Origin of the sequence: Variovorax sp. PMC12 (assembly GCF_003019815.1) — a bacterium.
In the GTDB taxonomy this organism is placed as follows: Bacteria; Pseudomonadota; Gammaproteobacteria; order Burkholderiales; family Burkholderiaceae_C; genus Variovorax.
In genome coordinates this window covers 1,087,917-1,104,878 of record NZ_CP027773.1, presented here as the reverse complement: position 1 = coordinate 1,104,878, position 16,962 = coordinate 1,087,917, and the positions used below count along the sequence as shown (strand labels likewise).

Below are 16,962 nucleotides of genomic sequence, written 5' to 3'. Positions count from 1 at the left end.
GGAAGACAAGCGGCCCCGCGGGGCGAAGCCGCCGTCGGCATCAGAGGTCGGCCATGCCCATCGCAGGATCGCTCACCGAGTGCTTGCCGGTTTCCACGCGGCCCGCGAAGCGGCGGTAGTAGCTGGCATCGGCGTCGCACGTGACCGCAAAGTCGTACCAGCAGCCGCTGCCCGACAGGTCCCAGTGCTGCTCGGCGACGGTGCCGCCATTCACCGTGGCGGTCCACGGGCCGTCGTCGCGGTAGGCCTTGGCACGGATGGTGAACTTGCAGGCGTTCTTGCCGCCGTTGAGCATCTTCAGGTAGACGTTGCCGTTGGCGATGTCGTAGCACACGCGAACCTCGGGCACCGCCACGTCGCGCGCGCGCAGCGTGTTGAGGTTGCCCTTGAAGTGGCGGTGGTAGCCGTTGGGGCCGAGCACCCAGAGGTCGTAGAAGCCGCTGTTGTCGGCCACCGGGTTCCAGGTGTCGTCGAGGGTCTTGCCGGCTTCGACCATGTAGCGGCGCGGCAGCAACCCGAGGTTGAGCTTGTCGTACACATGGAACACGGCGGCCGCCTTGCCGGTATTGGCGAACAGCAGCTGCAGCTTGCCGTTGACGACGTCGCTGCGCGCGCTGGTGTGAAGCTCGTAGGGCAGGGCGCGCGAAGGGCGCGTGCCCGTCGCCTGGCGGGGCAGTTGCGGATCGAGCGGTACCGCGATCTGCGGCAGGGCCTGCTGGTCGGCACGCAGCTGGTTGGCCTGGTCCTTGGTCTTGCGTCCGGCCAGTACCGGCAACGCATCGTTGTTGGGCGAGACGAAGTTGAAGGCGCTGGTCAGATCGCCGGCGATCGCGCGGCGATACGGCGAAATGTTCATCTCCTTGACCCCGAAGCGCGCCTCGAGGAAGCGCAGCACCGAGGTGTGGTCGAACACCTGCGAATTGACCCAGCCGCCGCGGCTCCACGGCGAGATGACATACATCGGCACGCGCGGTCCGGGACCGTAGACGCGACCGTCCGAAGGCACGGTGGTGCTGCCGACCAGCGGGTACGTATGGCGCTCGAAGGCCACGTCGGCATCGGACAGCGTGGTCTTGCCGGCGACGGCGCCCTTGGGGTTGGTGGGGTCGATCAGCGAAGGTGCCGACGGCGAGGGCATGTGGTCGAAGTAGCCGTCGTTCTCGTCGAAGTTGACGATGAACACCGTCTTGCTCCAGACGTCGGGGTATGCGGTGAGCGCGTCCAGCACCTCCTGGATGTACCAGGCGCCCTGCACAGGGCTCGAAGGGCCGGGGTGTTCGGAGTAAGTGGCAGGCGCGACGATCCACGACACCTGCCGGAGCTTGCCGTTGGCCACGTCCTGCTTGAAGGTGCCGAGGAAGCCGCCGTCCGGCATGGTGTTGGCTACACCCTTGTAGAGCGGGTTGCCCGCGTCGTCGCTGGCGGGGTCGTAGGCAGGCACGGTCTGGCCGGCGGGCGGACTGGCGTCGCCGTCATAGCGCATGTCGTTCTTGCCGGAGAGCTTGTTGGCCACGCGGTACTGCTGGAAGCCGTGCAGCGGGTTGTCGGTGTAGTTGTCGGGCAGGTTCTGGTAGACGATCCAGCTGACCTTGGCTTCTTCCAGGCGCTCGGGATAGGTCTTCCAGTTGCAGCCGAACTTGGTGGAATCGACATTGGGATTGCTCGTCGGGTCCCACGGCTCCCTGAGGTTCTCCCAGGTGTTGTCGATCGAGGCCGTGCCCGCAAGGCCGGTGCCGACCTGGCCGGAGGGGCCGTTGGTGCCGGTCCAGTGGAAAAGACGGTTCGAGTTGGTGCCCGTGTGCATGCCGCAGTGATAGGCGTCGCAGATCGTGAAGGCGCTGGCCAGCGCGTACTGGAAAGGGAGCTCGGCTTCCATGAAGTAGCCCATCGACGCGGTGTTCTTGTAGCGCGGCCACTGGTACATGCGTCCGCCGTCCCAGGCGTTCTGCGCATCGCCCCAGCTGTGCGGCGTGCCGCTCACGCGCTGCGCGTTGCCCTTGCTCTGGTCGAGGTGGTAAGGCAGCACGGGCTTGCCGTTGGCATCGCTCTGCTGCCAGACATTCATGCCCTTGGGCAGCGGAATGGTGAAGCGGTCGCCGAAACCGCGCACGCCCATCAGCGTGCCGAAGTAGTGGTCGAACGAGCGGTTCTCCTGCATCAGGATCACGACGTGCTCGACGTCCATGATCGTGCCGGTCTTGTTGTTGGCCGGAATGGCCAGCGCTCGGCGAATGCTGGGCGGAAAGGCGGTCAGCGCGACGGCGGCGAGGCCCGACGAGGCGGTGCCCTTGAGGAAGTTGCGGCGTGAATTCGTCATGTGTTGTTCTGTGGTTTGGTTGCGTTCAGGGCGCGCAGCGCATCTCGGGCTTGACGCTGGTGTCAGGCTGCGCAGCCGGCGGCGTGGGCGTCACGGCGATGGGCACGCCACTACCGCCGCCTCCGTTGTTGCCGCCACCGCAGGCGGAAAGCACGCAGGCCAGGGCCAGCGCCGGGATCAGCCGTGGGGCCAGTGAAAGAAGTTGCATGGGAATGCTCTCTTGTGTCGTGTGTGGAGTGAGTGAGGCGGGATGGGTCAGGGCGCCAGCGTCGACAGGGGACGGGCGGCCTGGTAGATGCTCTTGATCTCGTCCGCGGTGAGCGCGCGGTTCCAGATCGCGAAGTCGTTGAAGTCCATGGCGCCGCGCGGTGCGCTGGTGCCTGCGCGCTTGTAATAGAGGCCGGTGCCGTCCTCGTTCAGGCCAATGCCGTTCTTGAGGCCGCCGAGCTTGGCGACCAGCGCGGCCGACAGGGCCACGCCGCCGGTCTGCACGCCCTTCGCGGGATCGATGGCGTAGCCCTTCATCGCGAGTCCCGACTTGTCGATGACCATCGCCACGTAGGCCCATTGGCCGGCGCTCAGGAAATGGGCGCCGCTGATTTCTCCGCGCGAACCGCCCAGGCCTGTGTTGAACCGCAGCTCGCAGTTGCCGAACATGCCGATGGCGATGCCCTCGTTGCTGCCGCTGTCGTAGTTCTTGTTGGCGATGACCGATGCGCCGTAGCCCACCCCCTGGCTGCAGGTGGCGTCGGTGCGCATCCAGAAGCCGATGGTGAAAGCGGTGACCGCGGGATCCGTCGTCACGTCGTTGGTCTGCATCAGTCGATAGCCCGACATGCCGGCCGCATTCACGATGCGGTTGTCCACGCGCAGTGCCTTGGCCTTGAAGCTGGGCTTGAAGCCATCGTCGTCCACCAGCGAACCCGCGGCGGCGTCCACGGCCCAGGGCGCGAGCGTCGATGCGCCGGTCTTGACGTCCAGTGCGGGCAGCGCGTCGAGCGGGTAGTAATTGACCAGGCCGTTGAGCAGCGACGGCGGCAGCGGCACAGGCTTGACGGCGGTGATGGCAAGCGAGGTGTCGCCCGCGACCACCGTATAGAGATAGCTGAAGTTGCTGTCCTTCACGCCCTGGAGGGTGTCGGTGAACGTCGTGCTGGCTGCGGGCAGGGTGGCGACCGGCTTGCCGTCGCGCAGGATCTGCACCGGCACATTGGTGGTGCCGGCCAGCTTCCACGAGAGCTCGACGCTGTCCCTGTCGGCACCGATGCCGGCGGAAAGCTCGCGGATGCTCGTGGCGCCTTGCAGCGCGATGCCGCTCCACGCGTAGTTCGCCGGTGCCGGCGTGACGCCCAGGTGGCGCAGCACGGTCGGTGCGATGTCGGTGGCGGCGGCCAGGCGCAGCAATGTGCCGTCGGTGGGCGCGGCCGTGTCGACCGCGGGCAACGCCGGAAGGGTCTTGTTGCTGGCAATGAACACGGTCTTGTCGGCAATGCCCTGCAGACCGGCGCTGGTGCCGAATGCATCGAGCCCGTGGCCCGTGGTGAGGATCACCAGCCAGTCTTCCTTGGAGTCGTTCGCGGTGCGTTGAGAGATGCGCGCGAGCAGCTTGCCGACGGCGGCGGAGGTGTCGGAGATGGCGCGTTGATAGTCCACGCCCTTCAGGCCGCTGTTTGCAACCACGGCGGCCGGCGCGCCGTATTGCGCCACCAGCAGGTCGTAGCCGGCGTCGATGAGTTGAGAGGTGCGCTCCGTCACGCAGGCATCGGCGCCCGCGCAGTCGACGGCGGCGTCGATTGCCCCGGGCTCGTTGCCCAGCAGAGCAGGGTAGAGCGCATTCGCGGTGACCGCGCCGGTCTTGTAGCCAGCCGAGGCGTTCTGCTTGGCGACGGCGAAGATCGAAGGCGCGAGCTTGGCGTCGATGCGCTGGGCGCCGCCGTTGCCGCGCACGCCGTGGCGATTGGCCCAGGTGCCCGTCAGCAGCGTGGCCCACCCCTGGCTGTCAAAGGTGGGTTGCTCGCTGAGCGTGCCCACCATGCCGCCGGTCCATGCGGGAGCGATGCGAAGCGACTGCAGCGCGGGCGCCTTGCCCTGTGCGACTGCATCGCGCAGCGCCGCATGGGTAAGGCCGTCGATCTCCACCACCAGCGCCTTCGGGCCGCTCTTGCCCTGGTTGGCCGAGGGAGCCGGCGTGCTGCCGGAGACCGGCGGAATGAATGCGCTCCCACTGCCTGCGCCGCCCCCGCCGCAGCCGGAAAGCAAAAAGACAGTGGCGGCCCCCAAAGCCGCAAGCCCGCTGCTTGCGGTCGTTCCTCTGATCATGTCGTTCCCTCAAAAAGTTGAAATTCGTCCGCGACCTGAAGTGCGTTTGCTCGTGCTTGGGCGTGAAATGGTGGTTTGCATAAATTGCCACAAACACAAGGAATGCCACCGATATTGCGATTGCCAGGTGACATCTCGTTGACAATGTTTGCGGGGCTAGTCGCCTGGCGTGCGCCATAGATGGCGGTGCCGCCGCGCGCTTTTTTTGCGCGCCGTCCTACGCATGGCAGAGGCGGCAGAAATTCAGATGGCACTTATGCAAGGCTTTCTGAATCGCGCGCTACAACTTCTTCAGCAACTGGCATATGCCCGTGTGTTGTGCGAGTTCCATCGCATTCAGGACCTGCGTTGTCAGGCGTCCGATATCTGCAGCCACGGGTTGGTGACGGCGCAGGAACGACTGGCGGCCTGCGAACAGCGCCTGGACGAGTTTCAGCAGACGCTCGACAACAAGGACAAGGTGGCCGCCATACGCCTGGCGCGCGCGCTGTACCTGCGCATGCTGCTCGGCAGCGCCAACAAGCGCCTGCAACCTTGGAGCGACGGGGAAGACATCACGAACATGCCGCTGTCGCACATGTTCGAATGGATCTCGCACGACTTCGAACGGCTTGAACTGGCCGCGCTGGAAGATGCAATGACGCCGGCGGAGATCGTGATGTATGCGCGCTCGATCGAAGGCGTGCACGGGTGAGTGAAGCACACGCCCGGCAAGCGTAGAAAAAAGGTTTCACCCTTCACCGGATTTTCGGTAGAGTCTTTCGATGCCCACCGTACTTTCTTTCCCCGCACAAGCGCGCGCGGAAGAACTCGCCTCGAGCCTGGAAGGCTGCAAGGTCCTCGAGGTTTCGTTTGCCAACGGCCCACCGATGCCGGCAATCAAGGGCGGATGCTTTCAGTTCGCCACCGTGTTCAAGGCATTCGGCGGTCAATGGAACCATGCGCGGAAAGTGCATGTTTTCTACGACTGGAGCGCGGTTGCCGCGTCGCTGGAGGCGGCGTTGCGCAGGCAGGTGGATGGCGCAGAAGGCTCAGAGCAGGACAAGCAATGGGATCAGGATTCGGGACTTCGGGTCAGGGCAGGCTGAACCTGCCACAAGCGGGAAACCGCTCGTCCATTTTATTTAACATAATGCACATTGTGTGGATAAACGATATCGCGACGTTCCAGCACAACAACCCACATGAACATGGGACTTTCGTCTCATGCGATCCCCGCGCATCCCACCTAGCATCGAACATCCCCCAGACCCTTGGAACTTTTTGATGCTCGACATTCCACAGACCGCGTTCGATGAAGTGGGCAAGAACCTGTCCCAGTACTACGAAAAAGAAATGGCGGCTGGCGCCCGTGTCCTGTTGGACCGCATGCGCACCAAGGACTGGGGCGTGGTGAGCGCGGCCTTCGCCCAGAAATCCGACATGGTCGAGCGCACCTGGGATTCGTTCCGCGCCAAGTCCAACGAGAGCTTCAGCGTCCCGTACAAGAAAAAGCTGACCGTGCTGCTCAGCGAGTACTGCGGCAACACCGCCGATGTGCAGCGCCTGGTGGTCAAGGGCGTGGCGGTCCTGGCCAGGGCCGGATTGGGCAAGATTCCGATTCCAGGCGCCTCGATCCTCAAGACGCTGGTGACCAAGAGCGTCGGCGCTGGCGTCTCCGCGGTCAGCGGCGTAGAAGGCGGGATCGACGGCTATCTGCACGGCAAGAGCATCAGCGAAGCCGACACCGTGCTCACCAACCGCGGCAACCAGGAAACCGCCGCGCTCTTCCGAGACGACCGAGAGGCCATGGAAGCCGCCGAAGCTGCGATGAAGCAGTACAAGCACATCGCCAACCTGATCAACTCCATGCCGGACCAGATCACCGACCTCAACGACGCGGTGCTGTACCCAGGCGTTGCGGCCAAAGTGCGCATCTCCGCTTCGGACCTGCGCCAGCAGCTGATCAAGATCACCACCTTCGTGGAAGGCATGCAGATGCGCGCCGAGCGCGTCGCGGAGCTGATGCACAAGGACTCCGACCAGATCGCGGCGCGCATGGTCGACGTCGCCAGAGACGTGGTGCTGAACGCCTACCACTCGGCCCGCGCCGATGGCAGACAGGCCTTGTCGGGCATGTCCGCCAAGGGCAAGCCTTACGAGTACGTCGCCCGGCCGATGCTCAAGCCGTTGTCAGGGTCCGAAGGCGGCATGACCCAGCTCGCCAACCTGGTCGCCTATGCACTGGCCCTCGGACAACACGACGCACTGGAGATCTCGCAGCCGACGCTGGTGAGTTCGTCGAACCCCGCCGTGCCGGTCGGCCGCCCGCGAAGCAACGCGGTGGTTTCGATCGGCGGATATCGCCCGCCGGTGCCGCCAAGGCCGGTGCCGCCTCCCCTGCCCCCGCGGCCGATCAGATAAGCCCTCAGGCGCTCACCACTTGCCGTCCTTCGGCACGGCCTTGGGTGCATTGGCTCGGGCGCTGGCTGCCGCGGTGATCATCGAAGCGGCCTCCGAGCGGCTCGCCTTGTTCGCGAAGTCGACCGCCGTCATGCCCAGTTGGTTCTTCATGGTGATGTCCGCGCCCTCGTCCAGCAGCAGCTTCACGGCATCGTTGGAGCCATACATGGCCGCCATCATCAGCGGCGTGGTGCCATTGGGCGACTGTGCGTCGATGAACGCGTAGTTCTCGAGCAGCAGCTTCATGATGGCGATCTGGCCGCTGCTGGCCGCGTAGTGCAGCGGCGTCCAGCCGGTCTTGTTGACGGCTGCGTCACGCTTGAGCAGTTGCGCCACCACGTCCTGCTGGCCCTTGATCGCGGCCAGCATCAGCGGGGTTTCGTCCTTGGGGCTGGCGATGTCGACGTTGGTCTGCGGCGCGTCGATCAGCACCTTGATGACCTTCGGCGAAGGCTCGCGCAGAGCGATCAGCAGGCCCGTCTGGCCATGCTCGTCCAGCGTGTTGGGGTCGAAACCGCGCTGAAGCAGGTTGCGCACGCCGCTGGCGTTGTCGCCGCGCACGGCCCGGAAGAAATCTTCGAAAGAACCGGCATGTGCCGCAAAAGATGCAGCAATGACAATGAGATAAATCGATTTCTTGAAGTAGTTTTTCATGATTTGACTTCCCTGAACAATGTTTCGAAGTTGTCGCTCGTGGCCTTGGCTACGGCTTCCACCGGCAGCTTGCGCAGCTCGGCGATCTGCTGCGCCACGTAGGGCACGTACGACGGGTTGTTGGTCTTGCCCCGGTACGGCACCGGCGCCAGGTAGGGGCTGTCGGTCTCTATCAGCATGCGGTCGAGCGGCACGAAGGCAGCCACGTCGCGCAGGTCCTGCGCCTTCTTGAAGGTCAGGATGCCGGAAAACGAGATGTAGAAACCCAGGTCGAGCGCGGCGCGCGCCACTTCGGCGGTCTCGGTGAAGCAATGAAAAACGCCGCCGGCCGCCTTGCCGGCGCCATCCTCGCCCTCCTCCTTGAGGATCGCCAGCGTATCGGCCGAGGCTTCGCGCGTGTGGATCACCAGTGGCTTGCGCGTTTGCTGCGCGGCACGGATGTGCACACGAAAGCGTTCGCGCTGCCATTCCATGTCGGAAATGCTGCGGCCGCCCTTGCGCTCTTCCATCTGGTAGTAGTCGAGGCCGGTTTCACCGATGGCCACCACGCGCGGGCGGGCCGACAGGCGCACCAGGTCTTCGACCGTGGGCTCGGCGATGTCCTCGTTGTCGGGGTGCACGCCCACGCTGGCCCAGAAGTTGTCGTAGCTGGCGGCCAGGGCCTGGACGTCGTCGAATTCCTCGAGCTTGGTGCAGATGCACAGGGCCCGGTCGACCTGCGCGGCGGCCATGGCTGCGCGGATCTGCGGCATCTGGTCCGCGAATTCGGGAAAGGTGAGGTGGCAGTGGGAGTCTGTGAACATCGGAAATAGGAAGGTGCGCGGCACCGGCCCGGGTTGTGGGAGACGGTGCCGTGTACGGAGTTCCGCGTCACGAGGACGGCGGGGAACTCAAATGGTCTGTGTCGGGCGGTCGGAAGCCATGGAGCCGCCCAGCGCCGCTTCGATGCGCGCCTTGAGCTGGCGCGACTTCTCGTCGGAAGGAAAACGGATGCCCACGCCCGGCGCCCGGTTGCCGGCGGCGCGCGGTGGCGTGATCCAGGCCACCTTGCCGGCGACGGGGTAGCGCTGCGGGTCTTCGGGCAGCGTCAGCAGCACGTAGACGTCGTCGCCCAGCCGGTATTCGCGCGAGGTCGGAATGAAGATGCCGCCCTCCGCGAACAACGGGATGTAGGCCGCATACAGCGCGCCCTTCTCCTTGATGGCGAGCTGGATGACGCTCGGCCGGGCCGGTGATGGGGCTGCTGCGGGCGCAGCGGAGGCGGCGGGTTGGTTCATGTTCGACGAGCGGCAGAGTTTAGGGTCGTTCGCGCTTCGCTCACAAGCGCTTCGAGCATGAGGCCCGCGTTGAACGGATGTTCCGCGGTCCTTGCGGCACTGGCCAGGGACTTCGACCAGCGCGCCAGCGCCAGCCGCGAAGGCGCCGCCGGCAGGTCGGCCGCGTCGAAAAACCGGGGTTCAGCACCATTGCCGACCGCCATCAGGTCGTGGCAGAGCTTCTGCAGCGCGCCCACGGCCTGGGCCGGTGCGTGGTCGGCCAGCGCGCCCACGTCGCCGCGCGTCATGGCCTTGGGCAGCAGCGACCAGGCCTTGGGCGACTGGCCGGAGCGGGCCAGCTTCAAGGCATCGCTGGGCCGGCCGCCGGCCGCGCGCAGCAACGCCGCGGCATCGGAGGCGGGCACGCCCTGCGCCGCCAGCCACGCTTCGGCCTCTGCGGTTTCCGGCCACGGCAGCGTAAAACCCAGGCAGCGGCTGCGAATGGTCGGCAGCAGTTGCCACGCGGCTTCGCTGGCGAGCACGAAGCGCACGTCGCCCACGGGCTCCTCGAGCGTCTTCAGCAGCGCGTTGGCGGTGATGTTGTTCATGCGCTCGGCCGGATACACCAGCACCACCTTGCCGCGGCCCCGCGCGCTGGTGCGCTGGGCAAAGCCGACCGCGTCGCGCATCGCCTCGACGCGGATCTCGCGGCTGGCCTTGCGCTTCTTGTCGTCGATGTCGGACTGGGCTTTTTCGTCGAGCGGCCAGCCGAGCTCCTGCATCGCGACCTCGGGCATAAGCACGCACAAGTCGGCATGGGTGCGCACCTCGATGGCATGGCAGCTCGCGCAGTGGCCGCAGGCGGTGCCTTCGTCCGTCGGCTGCTCGCACAGCCAGGCGGAAGCCAGCGCCAGGGCCAGTTCGTACTGGCCGATGCCGGACGGGCCCTGGAGCAGCCACGCATGGCCGCGCTGGCGCAGCAACTCGGCCAGCGGCCGGCCGAGCCAGGGAGACAGCATCTGCGTACTCATCGTGCGGTTCCGCCCAGTGGCAGCAGAACGCCGCGCGCCAGCAGTGCGGTTTCGACCTGCTGCCAGACCTGGTCGCGCGCCTGGCTGGCGTCGATGCGCACGAAGCGCTTGGCATCGGCGGCGGCACGGTCCGCGTAGCCCTGCGCCACGCGGCGGAAGAATTCGACCGGCTGGGCTTCGAACTTGTCCGGCACGCGCGCCCCGGCCAGCCGCTGCGCGGCAATTTCGGGAGCCAGGTCGAACCACAGCGTGACCTGCGGCTGCAGCAGCGTGGACGCGGGCAGCGCCGCCCTCCCCGCCTGCACCCATTGTTCGAGCGTCGACAGCACGGCCGCGTCGAAGCCGCGGCCCGCGCCCTGGTAGGCGAAGGTGGCATCGGTGAAGCGGTCGCACAGCACCACGTCGCCGCGTGCCAGCGCCGGCTCGATGACCTGCGCGACATGGTCGCGGCGCGCCGCGAACACCAGCAGCGACTCGGTCAGCGGGTCCATCGGCTGCTCCAGGATCAGCCCGCGCAGCGTTTCGGCCAGCGGCGTGCCGCCGGGCTCGCGCGTGCGCACGACCGCGCGGCCCTGGGCCTTGAACAGCGCCTCCAGCGCGTCCAGGTGGCTCGACTTGCCCGCGCCGTCGATGCCTTCCAGCGTCAGAAACAGACCTTGGTCGCTCATTGGTTTGCCTTGGGTTTGGGGTCGCCGCCCCCGCGCTGGTAGCGATTGACCGCGCGGTTGTGGTCGTCGAGCGAGCTGCTGAACTGGCTGGTGCCGTCGCCGCGCGAGACGAAGTACAGCGATTTGCTTTGCGCCGGCTGCACGGCAGCCAGCAGCGCGGCCTTGCCGGGCATGGAGATCGGCGTGGGCGGCAGGCCGCCGCGGGTGTAGGTGTTCCAGGGCGTGTCGGTCTGCAGGTCTTTCTTGCGCAGGTTGCCGTCGAAGGCGGTGCCCATGCCGTAGATGACGGTCGGGTCGGTCTGCAGCGGCATGCCGATGCGCAGGCGGTTGGTGAAGACCGCCGCGATCTCGGCGCGATCGTTGGCCTTGCCTGTCTCCTTTTCGACAATGCTGGCCAGAATCAAAGCCTCGTCAGCCGACTTGAGCGGCAGGTCGGAGGCGCGGGCGGCCCAGGCGGCTTCCAGTTTCTTGTCCATGGCCCGCATCGCGCGCTGCAGCAGGGCGATGTCGGTCGAGCCCTTCGAGTAGGTGTAGGTGTCCGGAAAGAAGCGCCCCTCGGGGTGCAGGCCGGGCTTGCCGAGCCTGGCCATGAGCGCCTCGTCGGTCAGGCCGACGCTCTCGGGCTTCAATTGGTCGGCCTTGGCCAGGGCGGCACGGACCTGGCGGATGTTCCAGCCCTCGACCAGCACCAGGCTGCGCGTGGCTTCCTCGCCGCGCACCAGGATGTTGAGCAGCAGCTTGGGCGTGACGCCTCGCTCCAGCTCGTAGCTGCCGGCGCGCATCTGGCGGTCTTGTCCCGACACGCGGAACCAGAGGTAGAGCAGCTGCGGCTGCACATCGACGCCGGTGTCGGCCACCGCCTGGGCGATGCCGCGCGGCGTGGTGCCGGGCTCGACCGACAGGTCGACACTGGGTGCGGGCAGCTTGAGCGGCTGGTGCACCCACCAGAGACCGGCCCCACCGAGCGCGAGCACGGCCAGGGCGGCGAGCAGGAAGAGCGTGAGGAAGAAGCTGCGCACGGATCCGATATGGGGAAGACGGAAGAAAGAAGAAAAAGAGGTGGTCCCGCGAGCCGCAGGGCGGGAACCCCTGCCGCTCCGAAGGAACAGGCCCGGCCATGATAATTCAGCGATGACCACTGTCGTTCTCAATGGCGTGACCGCCCTTTCCCCCGCCGGCCACCTCGGTGTGATCCGCGCCGAGGGCCCCGACGCCGCCAGCTTCCTGCACGGCCAGCTGACACAGGACTTCTCGCTGCTCGGCTCCGGCGACGCCCGGCTGGCCGCCCTGTGCACCGCCAAGGGCCGTGTGATCGCAAGTTTCATCGGCATCAAGCCGCAACCGGAGCTGATCCTGCTGGTGTGCAGCCGCGACATCCTCGCCGCCACCCTCAAGCGCCTGTCGATGTTCGTGCTGCGCGCCAAGGTGAAGCTGACCGACGCCACCGACCAGTTCGCACTCTACGGCCTGGCCGGCACCGCGCTGGCGGACAATGGCCTCGACGCCGCGCTGCCCCCCGGCAAGCGCATTGCCGTGGGCGACGATGTGAGCGTCGTCTCGCTCTACCCGGCCGATGGCGTACCGCGCGCGCTGTGGATCGCCCCGGCCGGCCGTCCCGCCCCGGTGGGCCCGGCGCTCGATGACAGCCTGTGGCAGTGGAGCGAGGTGCGCAGCGGCATCGTGACCCTGACCACCCCGGTCATCGACGCCTTCGTGCCGCAGATGATCAATTACGAGTCGGTCGGCGGCGTCAACTTCAAGAAGGGCTGCTACCCCGGCCAGGAAGTGGTGGCGCGCAGCCAGTTCCGCGGCACGCTCAAGCGGCGCACCTACCTCGTGCAGGCAGATGCGCCGGTGAGCGTCGGCCAGGAAGTGTTCGCGGCCAACGACGCCGAGCAGCCCGTGGGCACCGTGGCGCAGGCCGCGCCCGCGCCGGGCGGCGGCTGGGCGGCGCTGGTGTCGATGCAGATCGCCGCGCTGGAGGCCGGCGGCCTGCGTGCCGGCGCCGCCGACGGGCCCGCGCTCAAGGTCGAGCCACTGCCCTACCCCCTGCTCGAAGACATCTGATCTATCGGACCCCCAACGCCCGCGAACGGGCGTTTGGCGCTGTCGAACAGGCAGCGCCATTTTTTTGCGCGTCGTCCAACCCCGTTGCCGAAGCTGCGCCGTAGAAGCCTGCACCGATCAACTCCCGGCAAGGAAGACACCATGCAGCGCAGACTTTTCTCCACCACCCTGGCCCTGGGTGCCATGGCTGCTTTCGCGAGCGGCGCACACAGCCAGGAGCGGCCCCACATTCCGATCCCGCCCAGCCTCGTCGGCTCGCTGATGCAGGTCGGCTTGGTCGACCGCAGCACCGGCGCCGAGCTGACGGTCTACCGCCATCGCGGCGAGTACTGGGTGGCCGGCCGCCCCGGCGCGCGCTACGCCATCCGGGTGCGCAATGCGATGGGTGAACGCATCATGGCGGTGATGTCGGTCGACGGCGTGAACGTCGTCACCGGCGAGACCGCGAGCGTGGGGCAGAACGGCTATGTCTTCGGCCCGCGCGAGCGCAGCGACATCGCTGGCTGGCGCAAGAGCGACTCGCAGATCGCGGCGTTCCAGTTCGCCGCGGCCGGCAACTCCTACGCGAGCCGCACCGGCCGCCCCGACGACGTGGGCGTGATCGGCGTCGCCCTGTTCCGCGAGCGCATGCCGGAGCCGCCGCCGCCGCCCGTCATGCCTTCCCCGCGCCGCGACGAATACGGGGAGCGCGAGCGGCGCAGCGATTCTTCCTTGGCCAAGGCCGCTCCGGCCCCGAGCGCGGACGTTGCGGCTTCAGCCGAGGCCCCGGCCGGCAGCATGACCCGCCAGTCTGTGCCGAGCCCTAGCCTGGGCACCGCCCACGGCCGCCGCGAGACTTCCTACGTCGGCAAGACGACCTTCGAGCGCGCGCAGTCGTCGCCCGACGAGGTGATCCGGATCCGCTACGACAGCCGTGAAAACCTCATTGCCGCCGGCGTGATCCCGCAGCCGCGGCAGTGGCCGCGTCCGGCCGGGCCCTCGGCGTTCCCGGGGTCCGACAACGGCTACGTGCCCGACCCGCCGCCGCGCTACTGAAAGCAATGGGCTGCGCGCCGCTCAGCGCAGCGCGCGGCGCATCTCGATGTGCGGAATGCCGACTTCCTCGAAGACCTCGCCATGCGCCACATAGCCGAGCCGCGCATAGAAGCGCTCGGCGCTGCGTTGCGCATTCAGCGCCACCACGCGGTCGCCGCGTTCCCTGGCCGCATCTTCGAGCACCTGCATCACGGCCGCGCCGTGTCCGCCGCTGCGCAGGTTGCGGTGGACCGCCATGCGGCCGATGTGCGAGACACCGTCTTCCGCGTGCAGCAGCCGGCCCGTGGCGATGACCTGCCCCAGCCGGTTGCGCGCCACCGCGTGAAGCACCGTCGCGTCGTGCTCGTCCCATTCCAGCGATTCGGGAATGTTCTGTTCCTCGACGAACACCGCGCGCCGCAGGGCTCCGGCCGATTCGCCCAGCGTGGCCCAGTCGCCGGTTTCCACGGTGCGCATCGGCTCGCCTGCCTCGTAGCCGGTCAGCAGGCTGCGCAGCTTCTCGGGCACCGGCTTGGAGGTTTGCGTGGCCGGATCCGCGAACACATAGACCAGCTCGCAGCCGACCAGGAACTGGTCCTGCCGGAACAGCCCGCCCTCGAACACCATCGACGAATTGCCGATGCGCGCGCAGCGCATGCCCACGTCGAGCATGTCGTCCATGCGCGCAGAGCCGCGGAAGTCGATCGTCGCCTTGCGCACGTAGAGGTCGCCGGCCAGCGAGTGCATGGACTCTTCGTACGGCAGCGCCAGCGCACGCCAGTAGTCGGAGATGGCGGTGTCGAAGTACATCAGGTAGTGCGCGTTGAACACGATCTTCTGCATGTCGACTTCCGCCCAGCGCACGCGCAGGCGGTGGAAGAAACGGAAACTCTCGCGTCTTGTGGCTGTCTCGCTCATGGTTGCAGTGCTTCCTTGATGGCCCGGGCCGCGTCGTCCTGCGCCTTCAGCGCTTCCGGGATCGCGCGGCCCATCTTGATGAATTCGTGTATCACGCCCCGGTAGATTTCCAGGTCTACCGGCACGCCGGCGGCGCGCAGCTTGTCGGCATAGGCGATGCCTTCGTCGACCACGGCGTCGCACTCAGCCAGCCCGATCCATGCGGGCGCGACGCCGTCGACGTCGTCGGCCAGCAGCGGCGCGAAGCGCCAGTCGTCGCGGTCGGCCGGCGTGCGGACGTACTGCGCGAAGAAGAAGTCGATCATCGCCTTGGTCAGCAGCGGGCCGTGCGCGTGGCGCTGGTGCGAGGCGGTGTCCTGGTGGGCCGTGGTGCCGGGGTAGATCAGCAGCTGCAGCGCCAGCGGCAGGCCTGCGTCGCGCGCCATGATGGCGCACACCGCGGCCAGCGTGCCGCCAGCGCTGTCGCCGGCCACGGCCATGCGCGACGGGTCGAGGCCCAGGCTCGCGCCCTGCGTGGCAATGAATTCGAAGGCGTCCCAGGCGTCGTTCGACGCGGTCGGGAACTTGTGCGCGGGTGCGAGCCGGTAGTCGACCGAGACCACCGCGCAGCCGCTCTTCAGGCTCAGCACGCGGCACAGCGTGTCGTGCGTGCGGATGTTGCCCACGGTGAAACCGCCGCCATGAAAGTACAGCAGCACCGGCAGCACCTCGGCCGACGGCGCATACAGCCGGGCTGGCACTGCATGGCCGTCGCGCGCCGCGATGCTGAAGTCTTCGAGGCGCGCGATTTCGGGCTTGGGCACCTCGAGCACGCCGGCGCCTTTTTCGTACGAGGCCTTGGCTTGGTCTGGCGTGAGCTGGTCGAGCGTGGGGTGGCCGGCGCGCGCCATGCGGTCGACCACGCTGGCCATCTTGGCGGTGAGCGGGTGTTGCTGTTGCTGCTTTTGCGCCTGTGTCGTCGGGGGAATCGTCGTCATGTCTGTAGGAAAGCGGCCGTTGCGTGCGGTGTGCCGTGCGCGACAGCGGCAAGGGTTTCTTGCGTGGGCAAGACATGCCCCTGTTGGTAGATTTGCACAGTCCGCAATCGTACCGCCCTGCGCATCACCACCCCCATGGCACTCATTCAATACCTCACCCAGATCCAGTTCGAATTCGGCGCGATCAAGCTGCTGTCCAGCGAATGCGCGCGCATCGGCATCAACCGCCCGCTGATCGTGACCGACGCCGGCGTGCGCGCCGCGGGCGTGCTGCAGAAGGCGCTGGACGCCATCTCGGACCTGGAAGTGTCGGTGTTCGACCAGACGCCTTCCAACCCGACCGAGGCCGCCGTGCGCGCCGCCGTCGAGCTGTACCGCAGCGGCCGCTGCGACGGCCTGATCGCAGTGGGCGGCGGCTCGGCCATCGACTGCGCCAAGGGCGTGGCCATCGCGGCCACGCACGAAGGCCCGCTCAAGACCTACGCGACCATCGAGGGCGGCTCGCCGCGCATCACCGAGCGCGTGGTGCCGCTCATTGCCGTGCCCACCACCAGCGGCACGGGCAGCGAGGTGGCGCGCGGCGCCATCGTCATCGTCGACGACCACCGCAAGCTCGGCTTCCACAGCTGGTTCCTGATGCCCAAGGCCGCCATCTGCGACCCCGAACTCACGCTCGGCCTGCCGCCCAAGCTCACCGCCGCCACAGGCATGGACGCCATCGCGCATTGCATGGAGACCTTCATGTCGGCCGCCTTCAACCCGCCGGCCGACGGCATCGGGCTCGACGGGCTGGAGCGCGCCTGGGGCCACATCGAGCGCGCCACCAGGGACGGCAGCGACCGCGAGGCGCGGCTGAACCTCATGAGCGCGTCGATGCAGGGCGCAATGGCTTTCCAGAAAGGGCTGGGCTGCGTGCATTCGCTGAGCCACAGCCTGGGCGGCGTCGATCCGCGCCTGCATCACGGCACGCTCAACGCCCTCTTCCTGCCGGCGGTGATCCACTTCAACGCGGGCGCCGATTCGGTGCGCAAGGAACAGCGCCTGCAGCGCATGGCGCAGGCCATGCACCTCGATTCGGCCGGCGACCTGGGCGACGCCATCCGCGACATGAACGCGCGCCTGGGCCTGCCCAAGGGCCTGGCCGAGGTGGGCGTGACGCCCGCGATGTTCGAGCAGATCATCGACGGCGCCATGGCCGACCACTGCCACAAGACCAACCCGCGCCTGGCCACGCGAGACGACTACAAAGCGATGCTCGAAGCCTCGATGTAATGGCTTTTTCTACGCCTGTTTCAGAGG

General features: G+C 67.2%; 17 protein-coding genes. 6 read left to right on the top strand and 11 right to left on the bottom strand.

What is annotated here, in order from left to right:
* Positions 1-40: 40 nt before the first annotated feature.
* From C4F17_RS05065 to C4F17_RS05055, 3 genes are read right to left on the bottom strand one after another with little or no spacing between them, the layout of a single operon-like run.
* Complete coding sequence (locus C4F17_RS05065) at positions 41-2,317, bottom strand: phosphocholine-specific phospholipase C (protein ID WP_106934498.1); 2,277 nt, start codon at positions 2,315-2,317, stop codon at positions 41-43.
* A gap of 25 nt (positions 2,318-2,342) precedes the next feature.
* On the bottom strand, positions 2,343-2,525 hold the full coding sequence (locus tag C4F17_RS05060) for a hypothetical protein (protein WP_081269539.1): 183 nt from the start codon (positions 2,523-2,525) through the stop codon (positions 2,343-2,345).
* Positions 2,526-2,572: 47 nt separating this feature from the next.
* Positions 2,573-4,636: a LamG-like jellyroll fold domain-containing protein gene (locus C4F17_RS05055; RefSeq protein WP_106934497.1), complete on the bottom strand. Its 2,064-nt coding sequence runs from the start codon at positions 4,634-4,636 to the stop codon at positions 2,573-2,575.
* A gap of 223 nt (positions 4,637-4,859) precedes the next feature.
* Here C4F17_RS05055 and C4F17_RS05050 point away from each other — a divergent pair, with 223 nt between their 5' ends.
* The 3 genes from C4F17_RS05050 (at position 4,860) to C4F17_RS05040 (ending at position 7,039) form a co-directional block, all read left to right on the top strand.
* Complete coding sequence (locus C4F17_RS05050; protein ID WP_159053602.1) at positions 4,860-5,330, top strand: hypothetical protein; 471 nt, start codon at positions 4,860-4,862, stop codon at positions 5,328-5,330.
* A 70-nt stretch (positions 5,331-5,400) separates the two neighbouring features.
* Positions 5,401-5,724, top strand: coding sequence for a hypothetical protein (locus C4F17_RS05045; protein ID WP_081269536.1), 324 nt, complete (start codon positions 5,401-5,403; stop codon positions 5,722-5,724).
* A 178-nt stretch (positions 5,725-5,902) separates the two neighbouring features.
* Positions 5,903-7,039 carry a hypothetical protein gene (locus tag C4F17_RS05040; protein ID WP_106934496.1) on the top strand — a complete coding sequence of 379 codons (1,137 nt, stop codon included), beginning with the start codon at positions 5,903-5,905 and terminating at the stop codon, positions 7,037-7,039.
* 12 nt (positions 7,040-7,051) lie between these two features.
* Here the strand turns inward: C4F17_RS05040 and C4F17_RS05035 are convergent, their stop codons facing one another.
* The 6 genes from C4F17_RS05035 to mltG all read right to left on the bottom strand — a co-directional run bounded on the left by C4F17_RS05035 (position 7,052) and on the right by mltG (position 11,706).
* Positions 7,052-7,732, bottom strand: coding sequence for an ankyrin repeat domain-containing protein (locus C4F17_RS05035; protein WP_106934495.1), 681 nt, complete (start codon positions 7,730-7,732; stop codon positions 7,052-7,054).
* Positions 7,729-8,535, bottom strand: a complete 807-nt coding sequence (locus C4F17_RS05030) for a TatD family hydrolase (protein ID WP_106934494.1) — start codon at positions 8,533-8,535, stop codon at positions 7,729-7,731. Before C4F17_RS05030 ends, C4F17_RS05035 begins: the two co-directional genes overlap by 4 nt.
* 87 nt (positions 8,536-8,622) lie before the next feature.
* Positions 8,623-9,009 (bottom strand): PilZ domain-containing protein, encoded by a 387-nt coding sequence (locus C4F17_RS05025; RefSeq protein ID WP_081269532.1) that lies wholly within the window; start codon positions 9,007-9,009, stop codon positions 8,623-8,625.
* Entirely contained in the window at positions 9,006-10,019 is a 1,014-nt protein-coding gene (locus tag C4F17_RS05020) for a DNA polymerase III subunit delta' (RefSeq protein WP_106934493.1), read from the bottom strand. Before C4F17_RS05020 ends, C4F17_RS05025 begins: the two co-directional genes overlap by 4 nt.
* Entirely contained in the window at positions 10,016-10,687 is a 672-nt protein-coding gene (gene tmk / locus C4F17_RS05015; RefSeq protein WP_106934492.1) for a dTMP kinase, read from the bottom strand. Before tmk ends, C4F17_RS05020 begins: the two co-directional genes overlap by 4 nt.
* On the bottom strand, positions 10,684-11,706 hold the full coding sequence (gene mltG / locus C4F17_RS05010; RefSeq protein ID WP_081269529.1) for an endolytic transglycosylase MltG: 1,023 nt from the start codon (positions 11,704-11,706) through the stop codon (positions 10,684-10,686). Before mltG ends, tmk begins: the two co-directional genes overlap by 4 nt.
* A gap of 112 nt (positions 11,707-11,818) precedes the next feature.
* Here mltG and ygfZ point away from each other — a divergent pair, with 112 nt between their 5' ends.
* Positions 11,819-12,754: a CAF17-like 4Fe-4S cluster assembly/insertion protein YgfZ gene (gene ygfZ, locus C4F17_RS05005; protein WP_106934491.1), complete on the top strand. Its 936-nt coding sequence runs from the start codon at positions 11,819-11,821 to the stop codon at positions 12,752-12,754.
* A 141-nt stretch (positions 12,755-12,895) separates the two neighbouring features.
* Positions 12,896-13,789, top strand: a complete 894-nt coding sequence (locus C4F17_RS05000; RefSeq protein WP_106934490.1) for a hypothetical protein — start codon at positions 12,896-12,898, stop codon at positions 13,787-13,789.
* Positions 13,790-13,810: 21 nt separating this feature from the next.
* Here the strand turns inward: C4F17_RS05000 and C4F17_RS04995 are convergent, their stop codons facing one another.
* Together C4F17_RS04995 and C4F17_RS04990 are read right to left on the bottom strand one after the other, a co-directional pair.
* Positions 13,811-14,686, bottom strand: coding sequence for a YbgC/FadM family acyl-CoA thioesterase (locus tag C4F17_RS04995; protein WP_106934489.1), 876 nt, complete (start codon positions 14,684-14,686; stop codon positions 13,811-13,813).
* Entirely contained in the window at positions 14,683-15,663 is a 981-nt protein-coding gene (locus C4F17_RS04990; protein WP_106934488.1) for an alpha/beta hydrolase, read from the bottom strand. The genes C4F17_RS04995 and C4F17_RS04990 overlap by 4 nt, the downstream gene beginning before the upstream one ends.
* A 135-nt stretch (positions 15,664-15,798) precedes the next feature.
* Here C4F17_RS04990 and C4F17_RS04985 point away from each other — a divergent pair, with 135 nt between their 5' ends.
* Positions 15,799-16,935, top strand: coding sequence for an iron-containing alcohol dehydrogenase (locus tag C4F17_RS04985; protein WP_106934487.1), 1,137 nt, complete (start codon positions 15,799-15,801; stop codon positions 16,933-16,935).
* Positions 16,936-16,962 lie beyond the last annotated feature (27 nt).

Excerpts from the sequence above, each read along its gene's own strand:
- C4F17_RS05065 (WP_106934498.1), bottom strand. The coding sequence starts at position 2,317 with ATGACGAATTCACGCCGCAACTTCCTCAAGGGCACCGCCTCGTCGGGC.
- C4F17_RS05060 (WP_081269539.1), bottom strand. The coding sequence starts at position 2,525 with ATGCAACTTCTTTCACTGGCCCCACGGCTGATCCCGGCGCTGGCCCTG.
- C4F17_RS05055 (WP_106934497.1), bottom strand. The coding sequence starts at position 4,636 with ATGATCAGAGGAACGACCGCAAGCAGCGGGCTTGCGGCTTTGGGGGCC.
- C4F17_RS05050 (WP_159053602.1), top strand. The coding sequence starts at position 4,860 with ATGGCAGAGGCGGCAGAAATTCAGATGGCACTTATGCAAGGCTTTCTG.
- C4F17_RS05045 (WP_081269536.1), top strand. The coding sequence starts at position 5,401 with ATGCCCACCGTACTTTCTTTCCCCGCACAAGCGCGCGCGGAAGAACTC.
- C4F17_RS05040 (WP_106934496.1), top strand. The coding sequence starts at position 5,903 with ATGCTCGACATTCCACAGACCGCGTTCGATGAAGTGGGCAAGAACCTG.
- C4F17_RS05035 (WP_106934495.1), bottom strand. The coding sequence starts at position 7,732 with ATGAAAAACTACTTCAAGAAATCGATTTATCTCATTGTCATTGCTGCA.
- C4F17_RS05030 (WP_106934494.1), bottom strand. The coding sequence starts at position 8,535 with ATGTTCACAGACTCCCACTGCCACCTCACCTTTCCCGAATTCGCGGAC.
- C4F17_RS05025 (WP_081269532.1), bottom strand. The coding sequence starts at position 9,009 with ATGAACCAACCCGCCGCCTCCGCTGCGCCCGCAGCAGCCCCATCACCG.
- C4F17_RS05020 (WP_106934493.1), bottom strand. The coding sequence starts at position 10,019 with ATGAGTACGCAGATGCTGTCTCCCTGGCTCGGCCGGCCGCTGGCCGAG.
- tmk (WP_106934492.1), bottom strand. The coding sequence starts at position 10,687 with ATGAGCGACCAAGGTCTGTTTCTGACGCTGGAAGGCATCGACGGCGCG.
- ygfZ (WP_106934491.1), top strand. The coding sequence starts at position 11,819 with ATGACCACTGTCGTTCTCAATGGCGTGACCGCCCTTTCCCCCGCCGGC.
- C4F17_RS05000 (WP_106934490.1), top strand. The coding sequence starts at position 12,896 with ATGCAGCGCAGACTTTTCTCCACCACCCTGGCCCTGGGTGCCATGGCT.
- C4F17_RS04995 (WP_106934489.1), bottom strand. The coding sequence starts at position 14,686 with ATGAGCGAGACAGCCACAAGACGCGAGAGTTTCCGTTTCTTCCACCGC.
- C4F17_RS04990 (WP_106934488.1), bottom strand. The coding sequence starts at position 15,663 with ATGACGACGATTCCCCCGACGACACAGGCGCAAAAGCAGCAACAGCAA.
- C4F17_RS04985 (WP_106934487.1), top strand. The coding sequence starts at position 15,799 with ATGGCACTCATTCAATACCTCACCCAGATCCAGTTCGAATTCGGCGCG.